Below are 21,187 nucleotides of genomic sequence, written 5' to 3' on the forward strand. Positions count from 1 at the left end.
TAGGCTCCACCGTAGGTTGTTTTTACAATGCCTTGTTTTTCAAAGAAAGAGAGATCGCGACGGATGGTCATTTTGGTGACGCCGAACTTTTCGGCGAGGTCATTGACGACGACTTTTTTGTCCTGTTGCAAAATGGCGTAAATGCTCATTCTTCGATTTGATGACTGCATATCTACGATTCACCCAAAGGAAAATCGCACTATAAAATACATCGTTTTGGCGGGCAATGGCGGGCGAAAAGAACATACCCGCCTGCTGGCGGGTATGTCGCGAGGGGTTATTCCCACTCTTGCAGGAAGCGTTGACCGTACTGGTCGGCCACCAGAAGCGCGGCATAGACCTGATCCGGCGTCGCGCCGCCGGGCATATTGTGGATGGTTTCACCTTCCGCACAGGCGGCTTGCGCCACGGTACGCATTTTGCCCGGGATATCGGTTTTAATATCCAGCTGCGCCAGGGTGATGGGCAGCCCGACGCTATGGCACAGCGCTGCCACCGTTTCAATCTCTTCCACCGGCGCGTTTTCCAGGACCAGCTGCGTGAGCGTGCCGAAGGCCACTTTTTCACCATGATAGTAGTGGTGAGCGTCCGGAATAGCGGTCAGACCGTTGTGAATAGCGTGCGCAGCCGCCAGGCCGCCGCTTTCAAAGCCGACGCCGCTCAGGTAGGTGTTGGCTTCAATCACCCGTTCCAGCGCCGGCGTCACCACGTGCTGCTCCGCCGCCAGCATCGCTTTTTCACCCTCTTCAATCAGCGTGTTGTAGCACAGTTCAGCCAGCGCCAGCGCCGCCTGGGTGCATTTTCCGCCCGCCATGGTGGTCGCGCCGCTGCGGGAGCAGGCACGCGCTTCAAACCAGGTCGCCAGCGCATCACCGATACCGGCTGCCAGCAGGCGCGCCGGGGCGCCAGCAACGATTTGCGTATCGACAATGACCATGTTCGGGTTGCGCGGCAGCATCAGGTAGCTATCAAACTCGCCTTCATCGGTATAGATGACCGAGAGCGCGCTGCACGGCGCGTCGGTGGAGGCAATCGTCGGTGCAATAACCACCGGCAGATTCATAAAGTGTGCTAATGCTTTTGCGGTATCCAGCGTCTTGCCGCCGCCGATACCCAGCACGGCGGTGCAGCGGGCGGAACCGGCAATATCACGCAAGCGGTTGATTTCGTTATGTGAGCATTCGCCGCCAAACGGCGCAATTTCGCCAGCCAGCCCCGCATCCGCCAGGCTTTTACGCAGTTTTTCTTCGGCAAAACCGAGTACGAATTTATCGCCCACGATGAGCCAGCGTTCTGCCAATGGCTTGAGGTATACACCAAGGCGGGTAATGACGTCCGCGCCCTGAATGTACTTACCGGGTGATTGAATAATGCGATCCATTTCTATTCCTCCTGGATGACCGTGATGCCACCCCCCTGGGCAGCTCGCCGATCGGGTTACAGGTTTAGCGTTCCAAAAGCGTTATTCCAGTCCTGCTCAAACTTCTCAATAGCTGACTCTACCGCAGGGGTGCCGAGCATTTGTTGCGCTACATCTAACGGAAGGGTGATCGCTTCGCAGCCTGCTAACAGGCAATCCAGCGCCTGGCGCGGCGTCTTAAAGCTGGCGGCCAGCACTTTGCTTTCCGGCGCATGCAGCTCCAGCAGGGACTGCAGCTCCTGGACCATGCGGATGCCGTCACCGCCCTGGGCGTCGACGCGGTTAACGTACGGCGCCACATATTTTGCCCCGGCCAGCGCGGCCAGCAGGCCCTGAGATGCGCTGTATACCGCCGTACCCAGCGTGGGGATACCTTCTTTTTTCAACAGCTTGATAGCGGCAAGGCCTTCGGCGGTGACCGGGATTTTTACCACGATACCGGGGACGGCGTTGCTCAGGCGTTTGGCTTCTTCCACCATGCCCTGCGCGTCGCGGCTCATGGTCTGGGCGAACAGAATACCTTCCGGACCGACGGCTTTTTGCAGGCGCGGAAGAACATCCCAAACCGGCGTTTTACCGGCTGCGATAATGCTCGGGTTGGTGGTCACGCCGGCCAGCGGGTAGATGCGCGCCAGGCGTTCAACTTCTGCTACGTTTGCGGTGTCCAGATAGAGTTCCATGATGCTTTCCTCAATGCTTAATTCGGTAGTGTCGTTGAGGTAAGAATACGGCTTTCACGCGAAGGGTCGCCAGATGACAAATTTGCCAAAAACTGGATAAATGTACGCATTGCGGTTAAGGATGATTTAGATCACATTTATCGCGCAACCCGGATTGAAATGGGAAAATAAGAACGCACAAAAGTCAGGTTTAACACACAAAAATCTAGTTTTTTAGCGAAGCCGTTTTTTCCGTCAGCTGGCTGTGATACTGACGACGATACTCCGACGGCGAGCGCTCGGTGTTTTTGCGAAACAGGCGGCAGAAGTAGTTGCTGTCGGCGAAACCACAGGCGTGGGCGATATCTTTCACTTTCATATCGTGGCCTTTTAACAGCATTCTGGCCTGCTCCAGACGGATGTGATTCAGGTATTCGTTAAAGCCCATTGGCCCGCATTTCTGGAACAGATGGGAAAGATAGTTTGGTGAGAGATAAAACGCCTGCGCCACTGACTCGCGGGTTAACGGGTCGGCAAAATGGGCATCAATATGTTTACGAATCGCTTCAAAAAGCGCCTGGCTGCGCGATGACGTTTGTACCTGGCTGCCCAGCAGATCGGCACAGTGGCTGAGCAGGCTGGTGACAATACAGCGGGCCGTGTGCTGTTCCTGCGGCTGCATCTGCATTTCATTCAGCGCCTGCAGCAGAAACGATCCAACCCGGGGGCCGCGGCGAGGAACCTGCTGTTTATCCAGCACGTTAAGCGCGCTGCCGTCCCAGTGGCGTAGGACGAATTCCAGCTGCTGCTTACCAAATAAGACAGTTAACAGCGTGGAGGGCATCAGCCACTGCGGGTCATTCCATCCGCCTGTGGGGACGTACAGCACATCGTGCGGCGTCAGCTGCGCCTGGTCGGCCTTAATCGCCGGATCGCGAAGCTGCCCCGCAAGCATGATTTCGAGGCGCGGAAAATCGACGCTTAGCGCTTTCTCAGAAGCCGGTCTGGATTCTGTGGAAAAGTGGACTTTGCCGATTACCGCCGGGCCTTTAATAAAAGAATCAATAACCTGATTGATGCCGTTATCCATAATCGCTCCGCAAAACATGCTTTATGTGCATCATACCGAACATCGTGGAAAAGGCAGAATACCAGAGGGCGGCATGAGATACTCCATTGAAGCAGGATTATTCTTCAACCCGCGCTGATTTTATATTTTCATAATCATGTGGTTACAAGTTATTGCAACGTACCGATAGACGCTTTTAGCGACATCACATACCCGGGTTTTCCATGACTAAACATAGGTGGTTAGTGAGGGGAGTACCTTACCGGAAATAGAGTTACGGAAAGAGAGCTGGCTTAACCAGGGGGTTAATCCAGTCTCTTTTCTTTATTGCCTGGTTAGTGATTGATTGAGGCCAGCTTGTACTTCCATAAGCTCATTTTTGGCTTCTTGTAGCTTCTTCTCTTTTTTTCTGATTTTTTCAGGATCGCCTGAAGCCTGGGCGTGGCGTAGTTCTTCCATGCGCTCGCGGACCTTACTCTCCTTGTCTGCTACCTTCTCCTGCCATTCAGAAGTAAGCTTACCGTCTGTGCAGTAGCGTTGTACGTTTGTCAGCGCTCTTTCCAGCCCCCTGACTCTATGTGTATTTCCGTACGCTTTGGCATACTCCAGCTGTTTTTGAATTTGATATTCTTTTTCTGCACAACCTGACCATTTACTGGATGCAGTGGCTACGCCAGCAACAAAAGGGCTAACTAATATAAGGCAGGCAAGTGATTTAATTATATACTTCACGATAAATCCTTTATCAGTGTAAACATTAATGGCGAGAGTTTTGTAATTATTTAATGTTCAATGTTATTTGAGAGTAGATGCCTGGTCAATAATCATAGAGTAGGAATGGTCTTATAGTTATTCAATGCTGGATTTATTGTTAACTTTATGATTTTTAAATTAAATTTATGCATCCAGTAATCCCGTCTATTTGCGTGATGAAACCTTGTTGGAAAAATATAAACCAAAGGGGTTCTGACATTCAGATGAGCGTTTATTAATAAATCTCTCACTTTATTTTTTCACTGACACTCATATCGATGGGATTTATTTATTTGTCGATGATATACCCTTTTTTAGGATGAACGTACAACCACTGTCGATGGATAAATTAGACTACATGATTATTTCGTGTTTATTTCATGATCCCTACGGTTTTGTATCCGTACACGGAAAACCCATCTGCTAAAAAAGATCTCAGGGGTCATTTTCTGACCAAACCGGCTTCTCTTTGACGCAATGGGTGTCGTCAAGAAGGGGGAGAGCCGATTTATGAAAGAGTATTGCATAGCTCTGTTGGTATGTTATATCGTAACATATTATTGCAAACCTAAACTCAGGAGAGAGTGATGACCCGAAAGATTTCCGCGCTTATGCTTGGTGTAAGCCTGGTCCTGGCGAGCAGTCAAGCGGTCGCCCACGGCCACCATAGCCATGGCCCGGCGCTGACCGAAGCGGAGCAGAAGGCGAGTGAAGGCATTTTTGCCGACCAGGACGTAAAGGACAGGGCGCTGAGCGACTGGGAGGGTATCTGGCAGTCGGTTAATCCCTATCTGCTGAACGGCGATTTAGATGCCGTGCTGGAGCAGAAGGCCAAAAAAGCCGGTAAAAACGTGGCGGAATATCGGGAGTATTATAAGAAGGGCTACGCTACCGATGTGGACCAGATTGGTATTGAAGATAACGTCATGGAGTTTCACGTCGGGAAAACCGTCAACGCCTGCCGGTACGCCTATTCCGGCTACAAAATTCTGACCTACGCATCCGGTAAAAAAGGCGTGCGCTACCTGTTCGAATGCCAGCAGGCGGATTCAAAAGCGCCGAAGTTTGTTCAGTTCAGCGATCACACCATCGCGCCGCGCAAGTCCCAACATTTCCATATCTTTATGGGCAATGAGTCCCAGGAAGCGCTGCTGAAAGAGATGGATAACTGGCCAACCTACTATCCTTATGCCCTGCATAAAGAGCAGATTGTCGACGAAATGCTGCACCACTAATAAAAAAAGCTCCGGTAAACGCGATGCTTACCGGAGCTATGGTTTTTAACCCGCCCCGCGCTACGCTTAGCCGGGCTACAGGTTTCTCAAGGCGAACTAGCCGGTGTTACGCATGCCTGCCGCAACGCCTGCGATGGTGACCATCAGCGCTTGCTCAACGCGTGGGTCCGGTTTTTCACCTTTCTCTTCCGCCAGACGTGAACGATGGAGCAACTCGGCCTGGAGCACGTTCAGCGGGTCGGTATAGATATTACGTAGCTGGATGGACTCCGCGATCCACGGCAGGTCGGCCATCAGGTGGGAGTCGTTGGCGATTGCCAGTACCACGTTGATATCGGCGGACAGCAGTTCACGCAGCTCTTCGCCCAGCTTCCACAGTTCCGGTTTCACCAGACGCTGATCGTAATATTCCGCCAGCCACAGGTCGGCTTTTGAGTAGACCATCTCCAGCATGCCGAGGCGGGTAGAGAAGAACGGCCAGTCGCGGCACATGCTTTCCAGCTCGCTCTGCTTGCCACCTTCAACGACTTTTTGCAGCGCGGCGCCGGCGCCCAGCCAGGCTGGCAGCATCAGGCGGTTTTGCGTCCACGCGAAGATCCACGGAATGGCGCGCAGCGACTCGACGCCGCCGGTCGGGCGACGTTTTGCCGGACGCGAGCCCAGCGGCAGTTTGCCCAGCTCCTGCTCCGGCGTCGCGGAACGGAAGTAAGGAACAAAATCTTTATTTTCACGCACGTAGCCGCGATACATCTCGCAGGAGACGTCGGACAGCTCGGCCATGATGTCGCGCCATTGCGCTTTTGGCTCCGGCGGCGGCAGCAGGTTGGCTTCCAGGATCGCGCTGGTGTAGAGCGACAGGCTGCTGATGGTGACTTCCGGCAGGCCGTATTTAAAGCGGATCATCTCGCCCTGTTCGGTAACGCGCAGGCCGCCTTTCAGGCTTCCCGGAGGCTGAGAGAGCAGGGCCGCGTGCGCCGGCGCGCCGCCGCGACCGATAGAACCACCGCGGCCGTGGAACAGGGTCAGCTCAATACCGGCTTTTTCACAGGTCTTAATTAAGGCGTCCTGCGCCTGGTACTGCGCCCAGGAGGCGGCCATCACGCCCGCATCTTTCGCCGAGTCGGAATAGCCGATCATGACCATCTGCTTGCCCTGGATAAAGCCGCGATACCAGTCGATATTCAGCAGCTGGGTCATAACGTCGTCGGCGTTATTCAGGTCGTCCAGCGTTTCGAACAGCGGGGCGACCGGCAGCGCGAAGCCGATGCCGGCTTCTTTCAACAGCAGATGCACGGCCAGGACGTCTGACGGCGTTTTCGCCATCGAAATCACGTAGGCCGCAATAGAGCCGCGCGGCGCTTCGGAGATGACTTTGCACGTCTCGAGCACTTCGCGCGTTTCTTCGCTTGGCTCCCACTGGCGCGGCAGCAGAGGACGCTTGGAGTTCAGTTCGCGGATCAGGAAAGCCTGTTTATCGGCTTCTGACCAGCTTTCATAGTCGCCGATGCCGAGATAGCGGGTCATTTCGCCCAGCGCCTCGGTGTGGCGGGTGCTTTCCTGACGGATATCGATACGCACCAGCGGTACGCCAAAGGCTTTTACGCGGCGCAGTGTATCGAGCAGCTCGCCGTTGGCGATAATGCCCATACCGCAGGCTTGTAGCGACTGGTAACAGGCGTAAAGCGGTTCCCACAGCTGCTCGTTTTGCGTGATAAGGCCCGCCGGTTTCGGCAGTTTCTGTCCTTTCAGGCGCGCTTCCAGCCAGGCCTGGGTCTCCATCAGCTGCGTGCGCAGTTTTTTCATCAGGTAACGATAGGGTTCCTGAGCGCCTTCCGCACCTGCCAGCTCACGCAGCTCGTCGGTACACTCAACCATCGACAGCTCGGAAATCAGCAGCTGGACATCTTTCAGGAACAGATCGGTTGCCTTCCAGCGGCTGAGCAGCAGGACGTGGCGGGTAATATCGGCAGTCACGTTCGGGTTGCCGTCGCGGTCGCCGCCCATCCAGGACGTAAAGCGAACCGGAACAAAGTCGACCGGCAGCCGATAGTTCAGGTTGTCTTCCAGTTGTTCATTCAGCTCGCGCAGGTAGTTCGGTACGCCTTCCCACAGGCTATTTTCGACAACCGCGAAGCCCCATTTGGCTTCATCCACCGGGGTCGGGCGATGTTTGCGGATTTCATCGGTGTGCCACGACTGGGCAATCAGCTGGCGCAGACGGCGCATGACCTGATGACGTTCATAGTCCGCAATGTCGTTGTTATCGAGCTGCTTCAGGCAGCTGTTGATCTCGCCCATCTTGTGGATCAGCGTACGACGCGTGATTTCGGTTGGGTGCGCGGTCAGCACCAGCTCCAGCGACAGGGATTCAACGGCTTGTTTAATAATGGTTTCGTTGAGATTGGGTTGCTCTTTGAGCTTTCTCAGGGTGCGGGCAATCACTTCCGGATTACTGGCCGCTTCGCCTTTTGGCGAAATGCTGTGGTATTGCTCAGCGGTATTCGCCAGATTCAGAAACTGGCTAAAGGCGCGCGCCACCGGCAGCAGCTCGTCGTTGGACAAGTTTTGCAGCGTGGTGAGCAGCTCCTGGCGGTTGGCTTCATTGCCAGCGCGAGAAGATTTGGACAACTTACGGATAGTTTCGACACGATCAAGAATGTTTTCTCCCAGCGCATCCTTGATGGTGTCGCCCAGCACCTTACCGAGCATACTGACATTACTACGCAAAGCGGAATATTGTTCGTTCATGTTACCCCAGACACCCCATCTCATTTTATTTTGTTATATCCGGCGCTCGATAATTTGAGCAGTGGATAAGCAACCGTCTTTTATAAAGCCACGTAAAAACCCCCACGTCAATTGTTGCGAAATCGCTTCAGCAAACGAATAAATGGCGGCAATTTGCGAAATTTAACTCGGAGGTCGCTTGATAAGCGTTGCTTATGAAAATGTGATAATTGTCACCCTCTCGCGCGGATGAAATCGCCCGAGAGAATGGGTATTTAATGCCAGCAAAAATGGTGGACCACCTGAGTGATGAGCTCGCGGGTCGGCTTAATAAAGCGCGTTTCCAGGTACTCATCCGGCTGGTGGGCCTGGTTGATAGAGCCCGGGCCTAACACCAGCGTTGGGCAGAGGGTCTGAATAAACGGCGCTTCGGTACAGTAGTTGACCACGTCGGTTTGCGCGCCGAGGAGTTTTTCTACGACCTCAACCAGCTTATGGTCCGGCGGGCATTCGTACCCGGGGATCGGCGGATGCAGTTCAGAAACGGTCAGGCGTCCAGGCCAGCGCTCGCTCACCGGCGCCAGCGCTTCGTTAAGGAGCCCGTTGAGATCGTTGAGCGTCATTCCGGGCAGCGGACGAATATCCATATGCAGTTCGCAGCAGGCGCAAATGCGGTTGGAGGCATCGCCGCCGTGGATGGCGCCGAGATTCAACGTCGGCCAGGGAACGGTAAAGGCGGCATAGTGATAACGCTCTTTTAAGTCGTCGCGCAGCTGCATGATGCGGCCAATGGCGTCGTGCATCAGTTCAATTGCGTTGACGCCGCGTGCCGGGTCGCTGGAGTGGCCCGACTGCCCCTGAATGCGAACCGCGTTGGACATGTGGCCTTTGTGCGCGCGTATCGGCTGCAGCGACGTGGGCTCGCCGATAATGGCGCAGTCCGGTCGCAGCTGGGTCGTCTCGGCGAAGTAGCGGGCGCCGGCCATGCTGGTCTCTTCATCGGCCGTCGCCAGAATATAGAGCGGCTTTTTCAGCTGAGTGACGTCAACGTCGCGCAGGGCGTCGAGAATAAAAGCGAAGAAGCCTTTCATATCCGCGGTGCCGAGACCGTACAGCTTATTGTCGTGCTCGGTCAGGGTAAAAGGGTCGCGGGTCCAGCGGCCATCATCAAACGGGACGGTATCGGTGTGCCCGGCAAGCAGCAGGCCGCCAGCGCCGTGGCCGCTGCTGGCCAGCAGGTTGAATTTATTACGCGTATCCGGGACTGGCTGAACTTCAACATTAAAGCCGATATCGCGGAACCAGCCTGCCAGTAAATTGATTAAAGACTCATTACTTTGATCCAGCGCCTCTTCGGTTGCGCTGATGGAAGGTGTGGCGATCAGCGCGCGGTAAATCTCGATAAAGGGCGGTAATTTGTTTTTCATTGTTGACACACCTCGGGTCGTGATAGTATCAATATTCATGCATTATTTGTGAATAAAAATACATTATCGTTGAGCGTAAGAAAACCCATCGAATGTAAGGATGATGCTCTTACGGCTCAACAGGGTGGGGAAGGCAACGGTCTTCCAGGGCAAATATACGTAAGCAAGAAGGTGAAGAGCCCCAATGTTGAACACGCTGATTGTGGGCGCCAGCGGTTATGCCGGCGCAGAGCTAGTGGCCTATGTAAATCGCCATCCTCATATGACCATAACCGCATTGACGGTCTCCGCGCAAAGCAATGATGCGGGAAAATTAGTTTCTGATTTGCATCCGCAGCTGAAAGGCATTGTCGATCTGCCGCTGCAGCCGATGTCCGATATCAGCGAGTTTAGCACCGGAGTCGATGTCGTTTTTCTGGCTACCGCGCACGAGGTAAGCCATGACCTGGCGCCGCAGTTTCTCGCCGCTGGCTGCGTCGTGTTCGATCTCTCCGGGGCGTTCCGCGTTAATGACGGCGCCTTCTATGAAAAATATTACGGTTTCACTCATCAGCACCCTGAACTGCTGGAGCAGGCGGTTTACGGCCTGGCCGAGTGGAGCGTCGAAAAGCTAAAAGAAGCCAATCTGATCGCCGTACCGGGCTGCTATCCGACGGCGGCTCAGCTATCGTTAAAACCTCTGATCGACGCGGGGCTGCTGGATCTTAACCAGTGGCCGGTGATCAACGCGACCAGTGGGGTCAGCGGCGCCGGGCGTAAAGCCTCTATCGGCAATAGCTTCTGCGAAGTCAGCCTGCAACCCTACGGCGTTTTCAACCACCGTCATCACCCGGAAATTTCAACCCACCTGGGCGCGGACGTTATTTTTACTCCGCATCTGGGCAATTTTAAGCGTGGGATTCTGGAAACCATTACCTGCCGTCTGAAGCCTGGCGTGAGCAAAGAGCAGGTGGCGGCGGTATTCCAGCAGGCCTATGCGGATAAGCCGCTGGTACGTTTATACGATAAAGGTGTCCCTGCATTGAAAAATGTCGTGGGTCTGCCATTCTGTGATATCGGTTTTGCGGTCCAGGATGAACATATCATCGTGGTGGCGGCGGAAGATAACCTGCTGAAAGGTGCGGCCGCGCAGGCCGTGCAGTGCGCAAATATTCGTTTCGGCTTCGCTGAGACGCAGTCTCTTATTTAAGGTGTGATGATGAACCCTTTAATTATCAAACTTGGCGGCGTCCTGCTGGACAGCGAAGAAGCGCTTGAACGCCTGTTTACGGCACTGGTGAACTACCGCGAATCCCATCAGCGCCCGCTGATTATTGTGCACGGCGGCGGCTGCGTGGTGGATGAACTCATGAAGCAGCTCAACCTGCCGGTGAACAAGAAAAACGGTCTGCGGGTCACGCCGGCGGATCAGATCGACATTATTACCGGCGCGCTGGCGGGAACCGCCAACAAAACGCTGCTGGCGTGGGCGAAGAAGCACGGCCTGGCTGCCGTTGGGCTATTCCTCGGCGATGGCGATAGCGTCAAAGTGACGCAGCTTGATGAAGAGCTGGGTCATGTCGGATTCGCTCAGCCGGGTTCTCCGGCGCTGATTAACACGCTGCTGGCGGGCGGTTATATACCGGTCGTTAGCTCCATCGGCGTCACCGATGCAGGCGAGTTGATGAACGTCAACGCCGACCAGGCGGCGACCGCGCTGGCGGCAACGCTCGGCGCAGACCTGATTCTGCTGTCTGACGTAAGCGGCATTCTTGATGGTAAAGGGCAGCGCATCGCGGAAATGACCGCCGAGAAGGCTGAACAGCTGATCGAGCAGGGCATTATCACCGACGGCATGATCGTCAAAGTGAATGCGGCCCTGGACGCGGCGCGGACATTAGGCCGCCCGGTCGATATCGCCTCCTGGCGCCACGCGGAGCAGCTCCCTGCGCTATTTAACGGCACGCCGATCGGCACGCGTATACTGGCATAATCAATTTATCATTTTGTCGGCCCGGTAAGCGTAGCGCCGCCGGGTAATAAAATTCAAAGATATTAAGGAAGCATGTTATGGCACTTTGGGGTGGGCGTTTTACTCAGGCAGCGGATCAGCGGTTCAAACAGTTCAACGACTCTTTGCGCTTTGACTATCGCCTGGCGGAGCAGGATATCGTTGGCTCTGTTGCCTGGTCCAAAGCGCTGGTGACGGTTGGCGTTTTGACCGCTGATGAACAACAGCAGCTGGAAGAGGCGCTGAACGTTCTGCTGGAAGACGTGCGGGCTAACCCGCAGCAGATCCTCGAAAGCGATGCGGAAGATATTCATAGCTGGGTGGAAGGTAAGCTGATCGACAAGGTCGGCCAACTGGGCAAAAAGCTGCACACCGGGCGTAGCCGTAATGACCAGGTGGCGACAGACCTGAAGCTGTGGTGCAAAGATACCGTTGTGGAACTGCTGTCGGCGAATCGTCAGCTACAAAGCGCGCTGGTCGAGACGGCGGAGAATAACCAGGACGCCGTTATGCCGGGCTATACCCACCTGCAGCGCGCGCAGCCGGTGACGTTTGCCCACTGGTGTCTGGCCTATGTTGAAATGCTGGCACGAGATGAAAGCCGTCTGCAGGATGCGCTTAAACGTCTGGACGTCAGCCCGCTGGGCTGCGGAGCGCTGGCGGGTACTGCCTATGAAATCGATCGTGAACAGCTTGCCGGCTGGCTGGGCTTCGCATCGGCGACCCTCAATAGCCTGGACAGCGTGTCCGATCGCGATCATGTACTGGAACTGCTGTCCGATGCCTCAATCGGTATGGTCCACCTGTCGCGTTTTGCTGAAGATCTGATCTTCTTCAATACCGGCGAAGCGGGCTTTGTTGAGCTTTCTGACCGCGTGACTTCTGGCTCATCCCTGATGCCGCAGAAGAAAAACCCGGATGCGCTGGAGCTGATCCGCGGTAAATGCGGCCGCGTGCAGGGGGCGCTGACTGGCATGATGATGACCCTCAAAGGGCTGCCGCTGGCCTACAATAAAGATATGCAGGAAGATAAAGAAGGGCTGTTTGACGCGCTTGATACCTGGCTCGACTGCCTGCATATGGCGGCACTGGTGCTCGACGGTATTCAGGTAAAACGCCCGCGTTGTGAAGAAGCCGCGCAGCAGGGTTACGCCAATGCCACAGAACTGGCGGATTACCTGGTTGCCAAAGGCGTACCGTTCCGTGAAGCGCACCATATTGTCGGTGAAGCGGTAGTGGAAGCCATTGCCCAGGGCAAGCCGCTGGAGGATCTGCCTCTGGCCGATTTGCAGAAATTTAGCCCCGTGATTGCGGATGACGTCTATCCGATTCTGGCGCTGCAGTCGTGTCTGGATAAGCGTGCGGCTAAAGGTGGCGTTTCTCCTCAGCAGGTGGCTCAGGCGATTGCCGACGCTAAACAGCGTCTGGTGTGATCCGCCTGCGGGACTGCTTTTAAGGCAGTAAATAAACGAAGCTCGGGTAACCCCGGGCTTTTTTATGCAAAAAAAAGCGGACACAAGGTCCGCAAAAGTTCACGTTGGCTTTAGTTATCCGGGTAGAGAGGTGATGAGGAAGCTCAATGATTTTCTGAACTTTTCCTCATTTATGGGTTTATTATTGAACAGAAACCTTGATAGGGATAATCGTTCGTTGCTATTCTATCTATCGCCATGGACTATCGTGGCGATGGAGGATGAATAATGAATATTCGCGATCTTGAATATCTGGTAGCGCTAGCCGAACACCGCCACTTCCGCCGTGCGGCGGATTCTTGCCACGTCAGCCAACCGACGCTCAGCGGGCAAATCCGTAAGCTTGAGGATGAACTCGGCGTGATGTTGCTGGAGCGCACCAGCCGTAAGGTTCTGTTCACCCAGGCAGGGCTGCTGCTGGTGGATCAGGCGCGTACCGTGCTACGAGAAGTCAAAGTGCTTAAGGAAATGGCGAGCCAGCAGGGAGAGACCATGTCCGGGCCGCTGCATATTGGACTGATCCCGACGATTGGCCCTTATCTGTTGCCGTTGATTATCCCGATGCTGCACCAGACCTTTCCCAAGCTGGAAATGTATTTGCATGAAGCACAAACCCATCAGCTTTTAGCGCAGCTTGATAGCGGTAAGCTCGACTGCGCGATTCTGGCGCTGGTCAAAGAGAGCGAAGCGTTTATTGAGGTGCCGCTGTTTGATGAGCCCATGATGCTGGCTATCTACGAAGATCACCCGTGGGCGAGCCGCGAGTGCGTGCCGATGTCGGACCTGGCCGGTGAAAAGCTGCTGATGCTGGAAGATGGGCACTGCCTGCGCGATCAGGCGATGGGCTTTTGCTTTGAAGCGGGCGCTGATGAAGATACCCATTTCCGGGCGACGAGCCTCGAAACGCTGCGTAACATGGTGGCTGCCGGTAGCGGCATCACGCTGTTGCCAGCCCTGGCCGTGCCGCAGGAGAGAAAGCGCGATGGCGTGGTCTATGTGCCCTGCATCAAGCCGGAGCCGAGACGTACCGTGGGGTTGGTTTATCGCCCGGGTTCGCCGCTGCGTAGCCGCTATGAACATCTGGCGGAGGCCATCCGCGGTAAGATGGATGGCCATTTCGACGCCGCGTTAAAACAGGCGGTTTAAGCCATTTAACGCCGCTACCCGATAGGCTTCCGCCATCGTCGGATAGTTAAAGGTGGTGTTAACGAAGTACTCAATGGTGTTACCACCGCCTTTCTGCTCCATTATCGCCTGGCCGATGTGAATAATTTCGGCCGCGCGCTCGCCAAAGCAGTGAATCCCGAGGATCTCTTTCGTTTCGCGATGAAAGAGGATCTTCAGCGTACCGACGCTCATGCCGACGATCTGCGCCCGGGCCAGATGTTTGAACTGCGCGCGACCCACCTCATAAGGCACCTTCATTGCCGTCAGCTGCTGCTCGGTTTTACCGACGGAGCTGATTTCCGGAATGGTGTAAATCCCGGTAGGGATATCCTCAATCAGATGCGCCGATGCCTCGCCTTTCACCAGCGCCTGGGCAGCGATGCGGCCCTGGTCGTAGGCGGCGGAGGCCAGGCTTGGATAGCCAATCACATCGCCGACGGCATAAATATGCGGCAGGGCGGTTTGATACATGCTGTTGACCTTCAGCTGGCCGCGGCTGTCGGTTTGCAGACCGATATTTTCCAGCGCCAGTGAGTCGGTGTTCCCGGTGCGGCCGTTAGCGTACAGCAGGCAGTCCGCTTTGAGCTTTTTGCCGGATTTCAGATGCATGATGACGCCGTCATCAACGCCCTCAATCTTTTCGTACTCTTCATTGTGGCGAATGACCACGCCGCTGTTCCAGAAATGATAGGAGAGCGAGTCGGACATCTCCTGATCGAGAAACGCCAGCAGACGATCGCGAGTGTTGATCAGATCCACTTTGACTTCCATTCCCCGGAAGATCGACGCATATTCGCAGCCGATCACCCCGGCACCGTAGATGATCACATGGCGCGGTTCGTGATGCAGGCTGAGAATCGAGTCGCTGTCATAAATGCGCGGATGATGGAAGTCGACGTCTGCCGGATGGTACGGGCGTGAACCACAGGCAATCACGAACTTTTCCGCCGTCACCGTTTCCACGGTACCGTCGTGGCACTCCAGCGCGATAGTGTGTTCATCAACAAAATGGGCATTGCCCTGCAGGATTTCGCAGTGGTTACGCTCATAGAAACCCTGACGCATATGGGTTTGCTGGTTAATGACGCTGTCGGCATGATTCAGGATGTCGGCGAAGGAAGAACGAAGAAGACGGGAATGGTCGCTGTAGAGGGGATTTTGGTTAAACTCGATAATACGGCTGACGGCATGGCGGAGGGCTTTTGACGGGATGGTACCCCAGTGGGTACAACCGCCGCCGACGTTATGGTAGCGCTCAATGACGGCAACGCGTGCTCCCTGTTTCACCAGCCCCATGGCGGCACCTTCTCCGCCAGGACCGGAACCAATCACAATTGCATCATAATCCCAAGAGTGTGACATGGCATTACTCACCTGTTTTATACATAAAATAAACACGATGATAACATTCGCCGCGCTTTAACCCAATTATCGTTGTGCTTTTTTGCGGCATAAAAGCAGAAACAGCTCGTAAACAATCATTCACAATCCAGTGTAAACCGATTAGTTCTAATCTCTGGTATAGTGCCGGAAGGGCTTATGGAAGGATTCAGACAACGTGATGGGCGTAAGAGCGCAACAAAAAGAAAAAACCCGGCGTTCGCTGGTGGAAGCGGCATTCAGCCAGCTGAGTGCTGAGCGCAGTTTTGCCAGCTTGAGCCTGCGCGAAGTGGCGCGGGAAGCGGGGATCGCCCCGACGTCCTTCTATCGTCATTTTCGCGATGTCGATGAGCTGGGTTTGACCATGGTGGATGAAAGCGGGCTCATGCTGCGCCAGCTGATGCGCCAGGCGCGTCAGCGTATCGCTAAAGGCGGCAGCGTCATTCGCACCTCTGTTTCCACCTTTATGGAATTCATTGGCAACAACCCGAACGCCTTCCGCCTGCTGCTGCGGGAACGCTCCGGTACCTCCGCGGCGTTTCGTGCCGCCGTGGCGCGTGAAATTCAGCATTTTATCGCGGAACTTGCCGACTATTTAGAAATCGAAAACCATATGCCGCGCGCCTTTACCGAAGCGCAGGCTGAAGCTATGGTCACCATCGTATTTAGCGCTGGCGCCGAGGCTCTCGATGTGGGCCCGGAGCAGCGTCGACAGCTGGAAGAACGCCTGGTGCTGCAGCTCAGAATGATCTCGAAAGGCGCGTATTACTGGTATCGCCGTGAACAAGAAAAAATATCAAATCATTCCGAATAACGTGAAGGACGAGCAATGAAACATTCAGTACAAGATAGAGGTACGCTGCTGCTGGCGCTGATCGCAGGTTTATCCATTAATGGTACCTTCGCCGCGCTGTTCAGCTCCATTGTCCCTTTTTCCATCTTCCCCATTTTGTCGTTGGTGCTGACGGTTTACTGCCTGCATCAGCGCTATCAGAATCGTAGTATGCCCGTGGGTTTGCCGGGGCTCGCCGCTGCTTGTTTTATTCTCGGCGTGCTGGTTTACAGTACCGTTGTGCGCGCGGAATATCCGGACATCGGCTCTAACTTCTTCCCGGCGGTTCTGTCGGTGATTATGGTGTTCTGGATTGGCTACAGGTTACGCAACCGCAAGAACGCGGTCGCGGAATAATCTCTCACCCGGCAGCAGCGCTGTTGCCGGGTTTTCTCGCGCACCTTTACTTTTTCGTTAGCAGCACGCCGCATTCCATATGATGGGTATAGGGGAACTGGTCGAATAGCGCCAGGCGCGCGATCTCGTGGGTCTCACTGAGCGTTTCCAGGTTCTGGCATAGGGTCTCCGGATTGCAGGAGATATAGAGAATACGCGGATACGCCTGCACCATTTTCTCCGTTTCGCTATCCAGCCCGCTGCGCGGCGGATCGACGAAAATCGTCTCGCACTGATAGCTCTTCAGGTCGATTCCCTGCAGGCGGTTAAACTCCCGCACGCCGTTCATCGCCTGGGTAAACTCTTCCGCTGACATGCGGATAATCTGCACGTTATCAATGTGGTTCGCTGCAATATTGTATTGCGCCGCCGCGACGGACGGTTTGGCGATTTCCGTTGCCAGCACGCGTTCGAAATTACGCGCCAGCGCCAGCGAAAAGTTGCCGTTGCCGCAGTACAGCTCAAGCAGGTCGCCGGTTGCGCCTTTAGTGGCGTCGATAGCCCACTCCAGCATCTGAATGTTCATCGCCGCATTTGGCTGGGTGAAGCTATTCTCAACCTGACGATAGATCATTTCACGCCCGCCAACCGGCAAGCGTTCATCTATATAGTCTTGATCCAGCTCGATTTTAGTTTTCGTGGCGCGGCCAATCAGGTGCACATTCAGATTTTGCGCCCGCAGCGCATCGCGCAAGCGCGTCGCCTGCTGACGCCATTCATCGTCGAGCTTTTTATGATACAGCAGCGATATCACGGCCTGGTTGCTAAGAGTGGTGAGATAATCCACCTGAAACAGTTTGTGGCGCAGTACCGGGTTATCGCGTACGCCCTCAATCACCTCGGCCATCAGCTGATTAATCAACTCGCTGGCGGCCGGGAAAGTCTCGACGCGGATCCGGGATTTGGTCTGCTGGTCGAACATAATGTGGTACAGATCGTCGCCATCGTGCCACAGGCGAAACTCTGCGCGCATGCGGTAGTGGCTGACCGGCGAACGAAACACTTCCGGAACCGGGGCGCTAAAAGGCGCCATCATTTTCTGCAAACGGACGACTTTTTCTGCCAGCTGCGCTTCATATTGTTCGGTAGGAAGGTGTTCGGGGGTCATGATGCATCCTGAATAAAATAAGTACGCGGGGATTGTAGGGAAAGCGCCGGGGATGTCCAGCCCTGATGATATAAGGAAATATAACGGTAGAAGTCTGGACATCTATATGTTTCTGATTATAGCATCGTGCTACCGGTCCTATGAGTTAATAGGGAATCCAGTGTAAATCTGGAGCTGACGCGCAGCGGTAAGGAAAAGTGGGATGAGCGCATTATGCAGACACTGCGGCTATTTAGCGGGAAGTCCTCGTCCATTAAACACTCCAAGCCCGAAGACCTGCCGGAATACGTCGCATTTGGTTTCTATCATCGCGTGCTACTGATAGAGCCGGCGGCATCCTTTGTTTATTACGGATGCTTTAAAAATGATTAAAAAAGCTTCGCTGATGACGGCGCTCTCCGTCACGGCATTTTCCGGCTGGGCGCAGGACAGCAATTCAGATACGTTAGTGGTCACAGCAAACCGTTTTCAACAGCCGGTCAATACGGTTCTTGCGCCGACCGATGTAGTTACCCGGGAAGATATCGATCGCTGGCAGGCGAAAGATTTAAACGATGTGATGCGCCGATTGCCTGGCGTGGACGTCGCGCAAAATGGTGGCATGGGTCAATCCTCCTCTCTTTTTATCCGTGGTACTGAAGCCAAACAAGTTCTGGTGCTGGTTGACGGCGTTCCCATGGCCCGACCGGGTATTACAAATAACCCCGATCTGAACCAGATCCCTTTGTCGCTGGTGCAGCGCGTCGAATATATCCGCGGCCCGCGTTCAGCGATTTATGGTTCCGGGGCAATGGGCGGCGTGATTAACGTCATTACGCATTCCGATAAAGAACAATCCAAAATTACCGCTGGGGTAGGATCGAAAGGCTACCAACAATATGACGGTACCCTGCGCCATCGCTTTGGCGATACGGTGGCGACGGTTGCGGGTTCTTATGAGGGTAATAAAGGCTTTAACGTTCAGCCCGATTCAACCTGGGATCACGACGGCGATCGCGACGGTTTTCGTAATAAAACGTTTTGGGGCAGCCTCGAGCATAAATTTAACGAGAATGTTGACGGTTTCTTCCGCGGACACAGCTACACCAACAACTCTGATTACGATCTGGGAAGCCCGCCGTATAGCCCGGCCTACAGCGCCGATGAAAGCCAGCTCTATAACCAGAGCTGGGATGCGGGGCTGAACTTTAATTCCGGAATTTATTCCTCCCAGCTCATTGCCAGCTATCAGAAGATAAAGGACTACAACTACAGCAGTATTTATGGCCGTTATAATGATGGGACGACGCTCGACAGGATGACGCAGCGTAACCTGCAATGGGGCAATAACGTTATTGTCGGTCATGGCTCTGTCAGCGCAGGGGTGGACTGGCAGCAGCAGCGGTTAACTTCATCAGATACGGCGATGTCGGATACCTACAAACGTGATAATACGGGACTGTACCTGACGGGCCAGCAGCAAGTTGGCGACGTGACCCTCGAAGCGTCCGGACGTGAAGACCACGATGAGCAGTTTGGCTGGCACGGTACCTGGCAGACTACCGCAGGCTGGGAGTTTGTCGAAAATTATCGTCTCACTCTCGGCTACGGCACCGGCTTCCTCGCGCCTTCTTTAGGGCAACAGTTTGGCTCTACCCGATTTGGTATCAACGCGAATCCTAATCTGAAACCTGAAGAGTCGAAACAGTGGGAAGCTGGGCTGGAAGGGCTCACTGGTCCCGTGGACTGGCGCTTGTCCGCGTACCATTACAAAATTACTAACCTGATTACCTATTATTCCGATCCTGTTACCTATGACGGGGAGTACGACAATATCAATGCCGCGACGATTAAAGGCGTGGAATGGACGGGAAGTATCGATACCGGTATTTTCAGCCATCGCGTAACGTTGCAGTATGTCGATCCGCGTAACGATGATAACGGTGAAGTGCTGGCCCGACGTTCTAAACGACAGGCAAAGTATCAGCTGGACTGGTCCATGTTTGATGTCGATATGGATGTGTCCTGGCAGTATTATGGGAAGCGTTACGATAACAACACCTCCCAGTACAACAATACGCAAAGAATTTTGCCGAGCTACAGCACGGTAGACGTTTCTGCATCGTATCCGATCACCGATCGCCTGACAGTTCGTGGTAAAATAGCTAACCTGTTCGATAAAGATTACGAGACAGCTTATGGCTACCAAACTGCAGGACGAGAATACTACTTGTCTGGCAGCTACACCTTCTGATCCACGTCCCACCGTGCTGGTGTTTGATTCCGGCGTCGGTGGGCTGTCGGTTTACAATGAGATTCGGCAGCTTCTGCCGAATCTGCATTATATCTACGCTTTCGACAACGTTGCTTTCCCCTACGGCGAGAAGAGTGAAGAGTTTATTGTTGAACGCGTCCTGGAGATTGTGACAGCGGTTCAGCAGCGTTATCCTCTGGCGCTGGCCGTTATTGCCTGTAACACCGCAAGTACCGTTTCCCTCCCCGCCTTACGCGATAAATTCGCCTTTCCGGTTGTCGGCGTCGTTCCGGCGATAAAACCGGCGGCCCGCTTAACGGCGAATGGCGTTGTTGGCCTGCTGGCGACGCGCGGAACGGTAAAACGCCCTTATACGCGCGAACTGATCTCCCGTTTTGCGAATGAATGCAAAATCGAAATGCTGGGGTCGGCAGAGCTGGTAGAACTGGCAGAGGCCAAACTGCACGGTGAGCCGGTCCCGCTGGATGAACTGCGGCGTATCCTGCGTCCCTGGCTACGAATGCAGGAACCGCCTGATACGGTTGTGCTGGGGTGTACGCATTTCCCTCTAATACAAGAAGAGCTGCAGCAGGTTCTGCCGGAAGGGACGAGAATGATCGACTCCGGAGCGGCGATTGCGCGTCGCACCGCCTGGCTATTAGAGCACGAGGCGCCTGATGCAAAATCGAGTGATGCCAATATTGCGTACTGTATGGCGCTGACGCCTGAAACTGAGCAGCTTTTGAGCGTTTTGCGGCGCTATGGCTTCGAGTCGCTGGAAAAACTGGCGTTTTCATAGCGTTTTGCACAAAAAAGAGACGGTTGAAAGATTTTTTGAAAACAGGGCTTGTCAACGTCTCAGAACTCCCTATAATGCGCCTCCACTGACACGGAACAACGGCTTACAGCCCGCCGGGTCAGCGGGATTCAGCGATGAATACCGGCAGAGAAAAGCGAAAATAATCGCTTGACTCTGAATGAGGAAAACGTATTATACGGGACCTCGCGACAGAGCGCTGAAGCGCGTCGCAACTGCTCTTTAACAATTTATCAGACAATCTGTGTGGGCACTCAAAGTGACATGGATTCTTAACGTCCTCGGACGAAAAATGAATACCAAGTCTCTGAGTGAACACGTAATTCATTACGAAGTTTAATTCACGAGCATCAAACTTAAATTGAAGAGTTTGATCATGGCTCAGATTGAACGCTGGCGGCAGGCCTAACACATGCAAGTCGAACGGTAGCACAGAGAGCTTGCTCTCGGGTGACGAGTGGCGGACGGGTGAGTAATGTCTGGGAAACTGCCTGATGGAGGG

The 21,187-nt window shown here is 54.3% G+C and carries 18 protein-coding genes, 1 rRNA gene and 1 riboswitch; of the genes, 10 read left to right on the plus strand and 9 right to left on the minus strand.

What is annotated here, in order from left to right; all coding sequences use genetic code 11:
- The 5 genes from HMPREF1144_RS24555 to HMPREF1144_RS24575 form a co-directional block, all read right to left on the minus strand.
- On the minus strand, window positions 1-149 hold a 149-nt coding region (locus HMPREF1144_RS24555; protein WP_009654323.1), incomplete at its 3' end, for a DeoR family transcriptional regulator.
- A gap of 128 nt (window positions 150-277) precedes the next feature.
- Window positions 278-1,381, minus strand: a complete 1,104-nt coding sequence (gene gldA, locus HMPREF1144_RS24560; protein WP_009654324.1) for a bifunctional L-1,2-propanediol dehydrogenase/glycerol dehydrogenase — start codon at window positions 1,379-1,381, stop codon at window positions 278-280.
- Between the two features lie 56 nt (window positions 1,382-1,437).
- A complete protein-coding gene (fsa, locus tag HMPREF1144_RS24565; protein ID WP_004107558.1) occupies window positions 1,438-2,100 on the minus strand; it encodes a fructose-6-phosphate aldolase in 663 nt (220 codons plus the stop codon).
- A gap of 205 nt (window positions 2,101-2,305) precedes the next feature.
- Window positions 2,306-3,169, minus strand: coding sequence for an AraC family transcriptional regulator (locus tag HMPREF1144_RS24570; protein ID WP_004856026.1), 864 nt, complete (start codon window positions 3,167-3,169; stop codon window positions 2,306-2,308).
- Between the two features lie 303 nt (window positions 3,170-3,472).
- Complete coding sequence (locus tag HMPREF1144_RS24575) at window positions 3,473-3,880, minus strand: DUF1090 domain-containing protein (RefSeq protein WP_049074215.1); 408 nt, start codon at window positions 3,878-3,880, stop codon at window positions 3,473-3,475.
- A gap of 608 nt (window positions 3,881-4,488) precedes the next feature.
- Between HMPREF1144_RS24575 and zinT the strand changes: the two genes are divergently transcribed.
- Window positions 4,489-5,136 (plus strand): metal-binding protein ZinT, encoded by a 648-nt coding sequence (gene zinT, locus HMPREF1144_RS24580; RefSeq protein WP_004856028.1) that lies wholly within the window; start codon window positions 4,489-4,491, stop codon window positions 5,134-5,136.
- A 96-nt stretch (window positions 5,137-5,232) separates the two neighbouring features.
- Here the strand turns inward: zinT and ppc are convergent, their stop codons facing one another.
- The gene (gene ppc, locus HMPREF1144_RS24585; protein WP_004856030.1) at window positions 5,233-7,884 is read right to left on the minus strand and encodes a phosphoenolpyruvate carboxylase; all 2,652 of its coding nucleotides are present in this window, start codon (window positions 7,882-7,884) and stop codon (window positions 5,233-5,235) included.
- Between the two features lie 254 nt (window positions 7,885-8,138).
- The gene (gene argE / locus HMPREF1144_RS24590) at window positions 8,139-9,290 is read right to left on the minus strand and encodes an acetylornithine deacetylase (RefSeq protein ID WP_004127321.1); all 1,152 of its coding nucleotides are present in this window, start codon (window positions 9,288-9,290) and stop codon (window positions 8,139-8,141) included.
- A gap of 184 nt (window positions 9,291-9,474) precedes the next feature.
- Between argE and argC the strand changes: the two genes are divergently transcribed.
- The 4 genes from argC (at window position 9,475) to oxyR (ending at window position 13,898) form a co-directional block, all read left to right on the plus strand.
- Window positions 9,475-10,479: an N-acetyl-gamma-glutamyl-phosphate reductase gene (gene argC, locus HMPREF1144_RS24595; RefSeq protein ID WP_004856034.1), complete on the plus strand. Its 1,005-nt coding sequence runs from the start codon at window positions 9,475-9,477 to the stop codon at window positions 10,477-10,479.
- A 6-nt stretch (window positions 10,480-10,485) separates the two neighbouring features.
- The gene (gene argB, locus HMPREF1144_RS24600; protein WP_086531721.1) at window positions 10,486-11,262 is read left to right on the plus strand and encodes an acetylglutamate kinase; all 777 of its coding nucleotides are present in this window, start codon (window positions 10,486-10,488) and stop codon (window positions 11,260-11,262) included.
- A 77-nt stretch (window positions 11,263-11,339) separates the two neighbouring features.
- Window positions 11,340-12,713, plus strand: coding sequence for an argininosuccinate lyase (gene argH, locus HMPREF1144_RS24605; protein ID WP_009654328.1), 1,374 nt, complete (start codon window positions 11,340-11,342; stop codon window positions 12,711-12,713).
- 267 nt (window positions 12,714-12,980) lie between these two features.
- Window positions 12,981-13,898 carry a DNA-binding transcriptional regulator OxyR gene (oxyR, locus tag HMPREF1144_RS24615; RefSeq protein WP_004856040.1) on the plus strand — a complete coding sequence of 306 codons (918 nt, stop codon included), beginning with the start codon at window positions 12,981-12,983 and terminating at the stop codon, window positions 13,896-13,898.
- Here oxyR and sthA read toward each other — a convergent pair.
- The gene (gene sthA, locus HMPREF1144_RS24620) at window positions 13,881-15,281 is read right to left on the minus strand and encodes a Si-specific NAD(P)(+) transhydrogenase (protein WP_004116922.1); all 1,401 of its coding nucleotides are present in this window, start codon (window positions 15,279-15,281) and stop codon (window positions 13,881-13,883) included. The genes oxyR and sthA overlap by 18 nt on opposite strands.
- 196 nt (window positions 15,282-15,477) lie before the next feature.
- Between sthA and fabR the strand changes: the two genes are divergently transcribed.
- Complete coding sequence (fabR, locus tag HMPREF1144_RS24625) at window positions 15,478-16,113, plus strand: HTH-type transcriptional repressor FabR (RefSeq protein WP_004107582.1); 636 nt, start codon at window positions 15,478-15,480, stop codon at window positions 16,111-16,113.
- 15 nt (window positions 16,114-16,128) lie between these two features.
- Window positions 16,129-16,488: a YijD family membrane protein gene (locus tag HMPREF1144_RS24630; protein ID WP_004856046.1), complete on the plus strand. Its 360-nt coding sequence runs from the start codon at window positions 16,129-16,131 to the stop codon at window positions 16,486-16,488.
- A gap of 46 nt (window positions 16,489-16,534) precedes the next feature.
- Here the strand turns inward: HMPREF1144_RS24630 and trmA are convergent, their stop codons facing one another.
- Complete coding sequence (gene trmA, locus HMPREF1144_RS24635; RefSeq protein ID WP_009654327.1) at window positions 16,535-17,635, minus strand: tRNA (uridine(54)-C5)-methyltransferase TrmA; 1,101 nt, start codon at window positions 17,633-17,635, stop codon at window positions 16,535-16,537.
- Window positions 17,636-17,751: 116 nt separating this feature from the next.
- A riboswitch (cobalamin riboswitch) is annotated at window positions 17,752-17,934 on the plus strand.
- Between the two features lie 65 nt (window positions 17,935-17,999).
- Here trmA and btuB point away from each other — a divergent pair.
- The 3 genes from btuB to HMPREF1144_RS24650 form a co-directional block, all read left to right on the plus strand.
- A complete protein-coding gene (gene btuB / locus HMPREF1144_RS24640) occupies window positions 18,000-19,868 on the plus strand; it encodes a TonB-dependent vitamin B12 receptor BtuB (RefSeq protein WP_004856052.1) in 1,869 nt (622 codons plus the stop codon).
- A complete protein-coding gene (murI, locus tag HMPREF1144_RS24645; protein ID WP_071532310.1) occupies window positions 19,813-20,667 on the plus strand; it encodes a glutamate racemase in 855 nt (284 codons plus the stop codon). Before btuB ends, murI begins: the two co-directional genes overlap by 56 nt.
- A 376-nt stretch (window positions 20,668-21,043) precedes the next feature.
- Window positions 21,044-21,187: ribosomal RNA gene (locus HMPREF1144_RS24650) — 16S ribosomal RNA — on the plus strand; the annotation flags it as partial.

This window comes from Klebsiella sp. OBRC7 (assembly GCF_000293135.1).
Classification (GTDB): Bacteria; Pseudomonadota; Gammaproteobacteria; order Enterobacterales; family Enterobacteriaceae; genus Klebsiella; species Klebsiella michiganensis.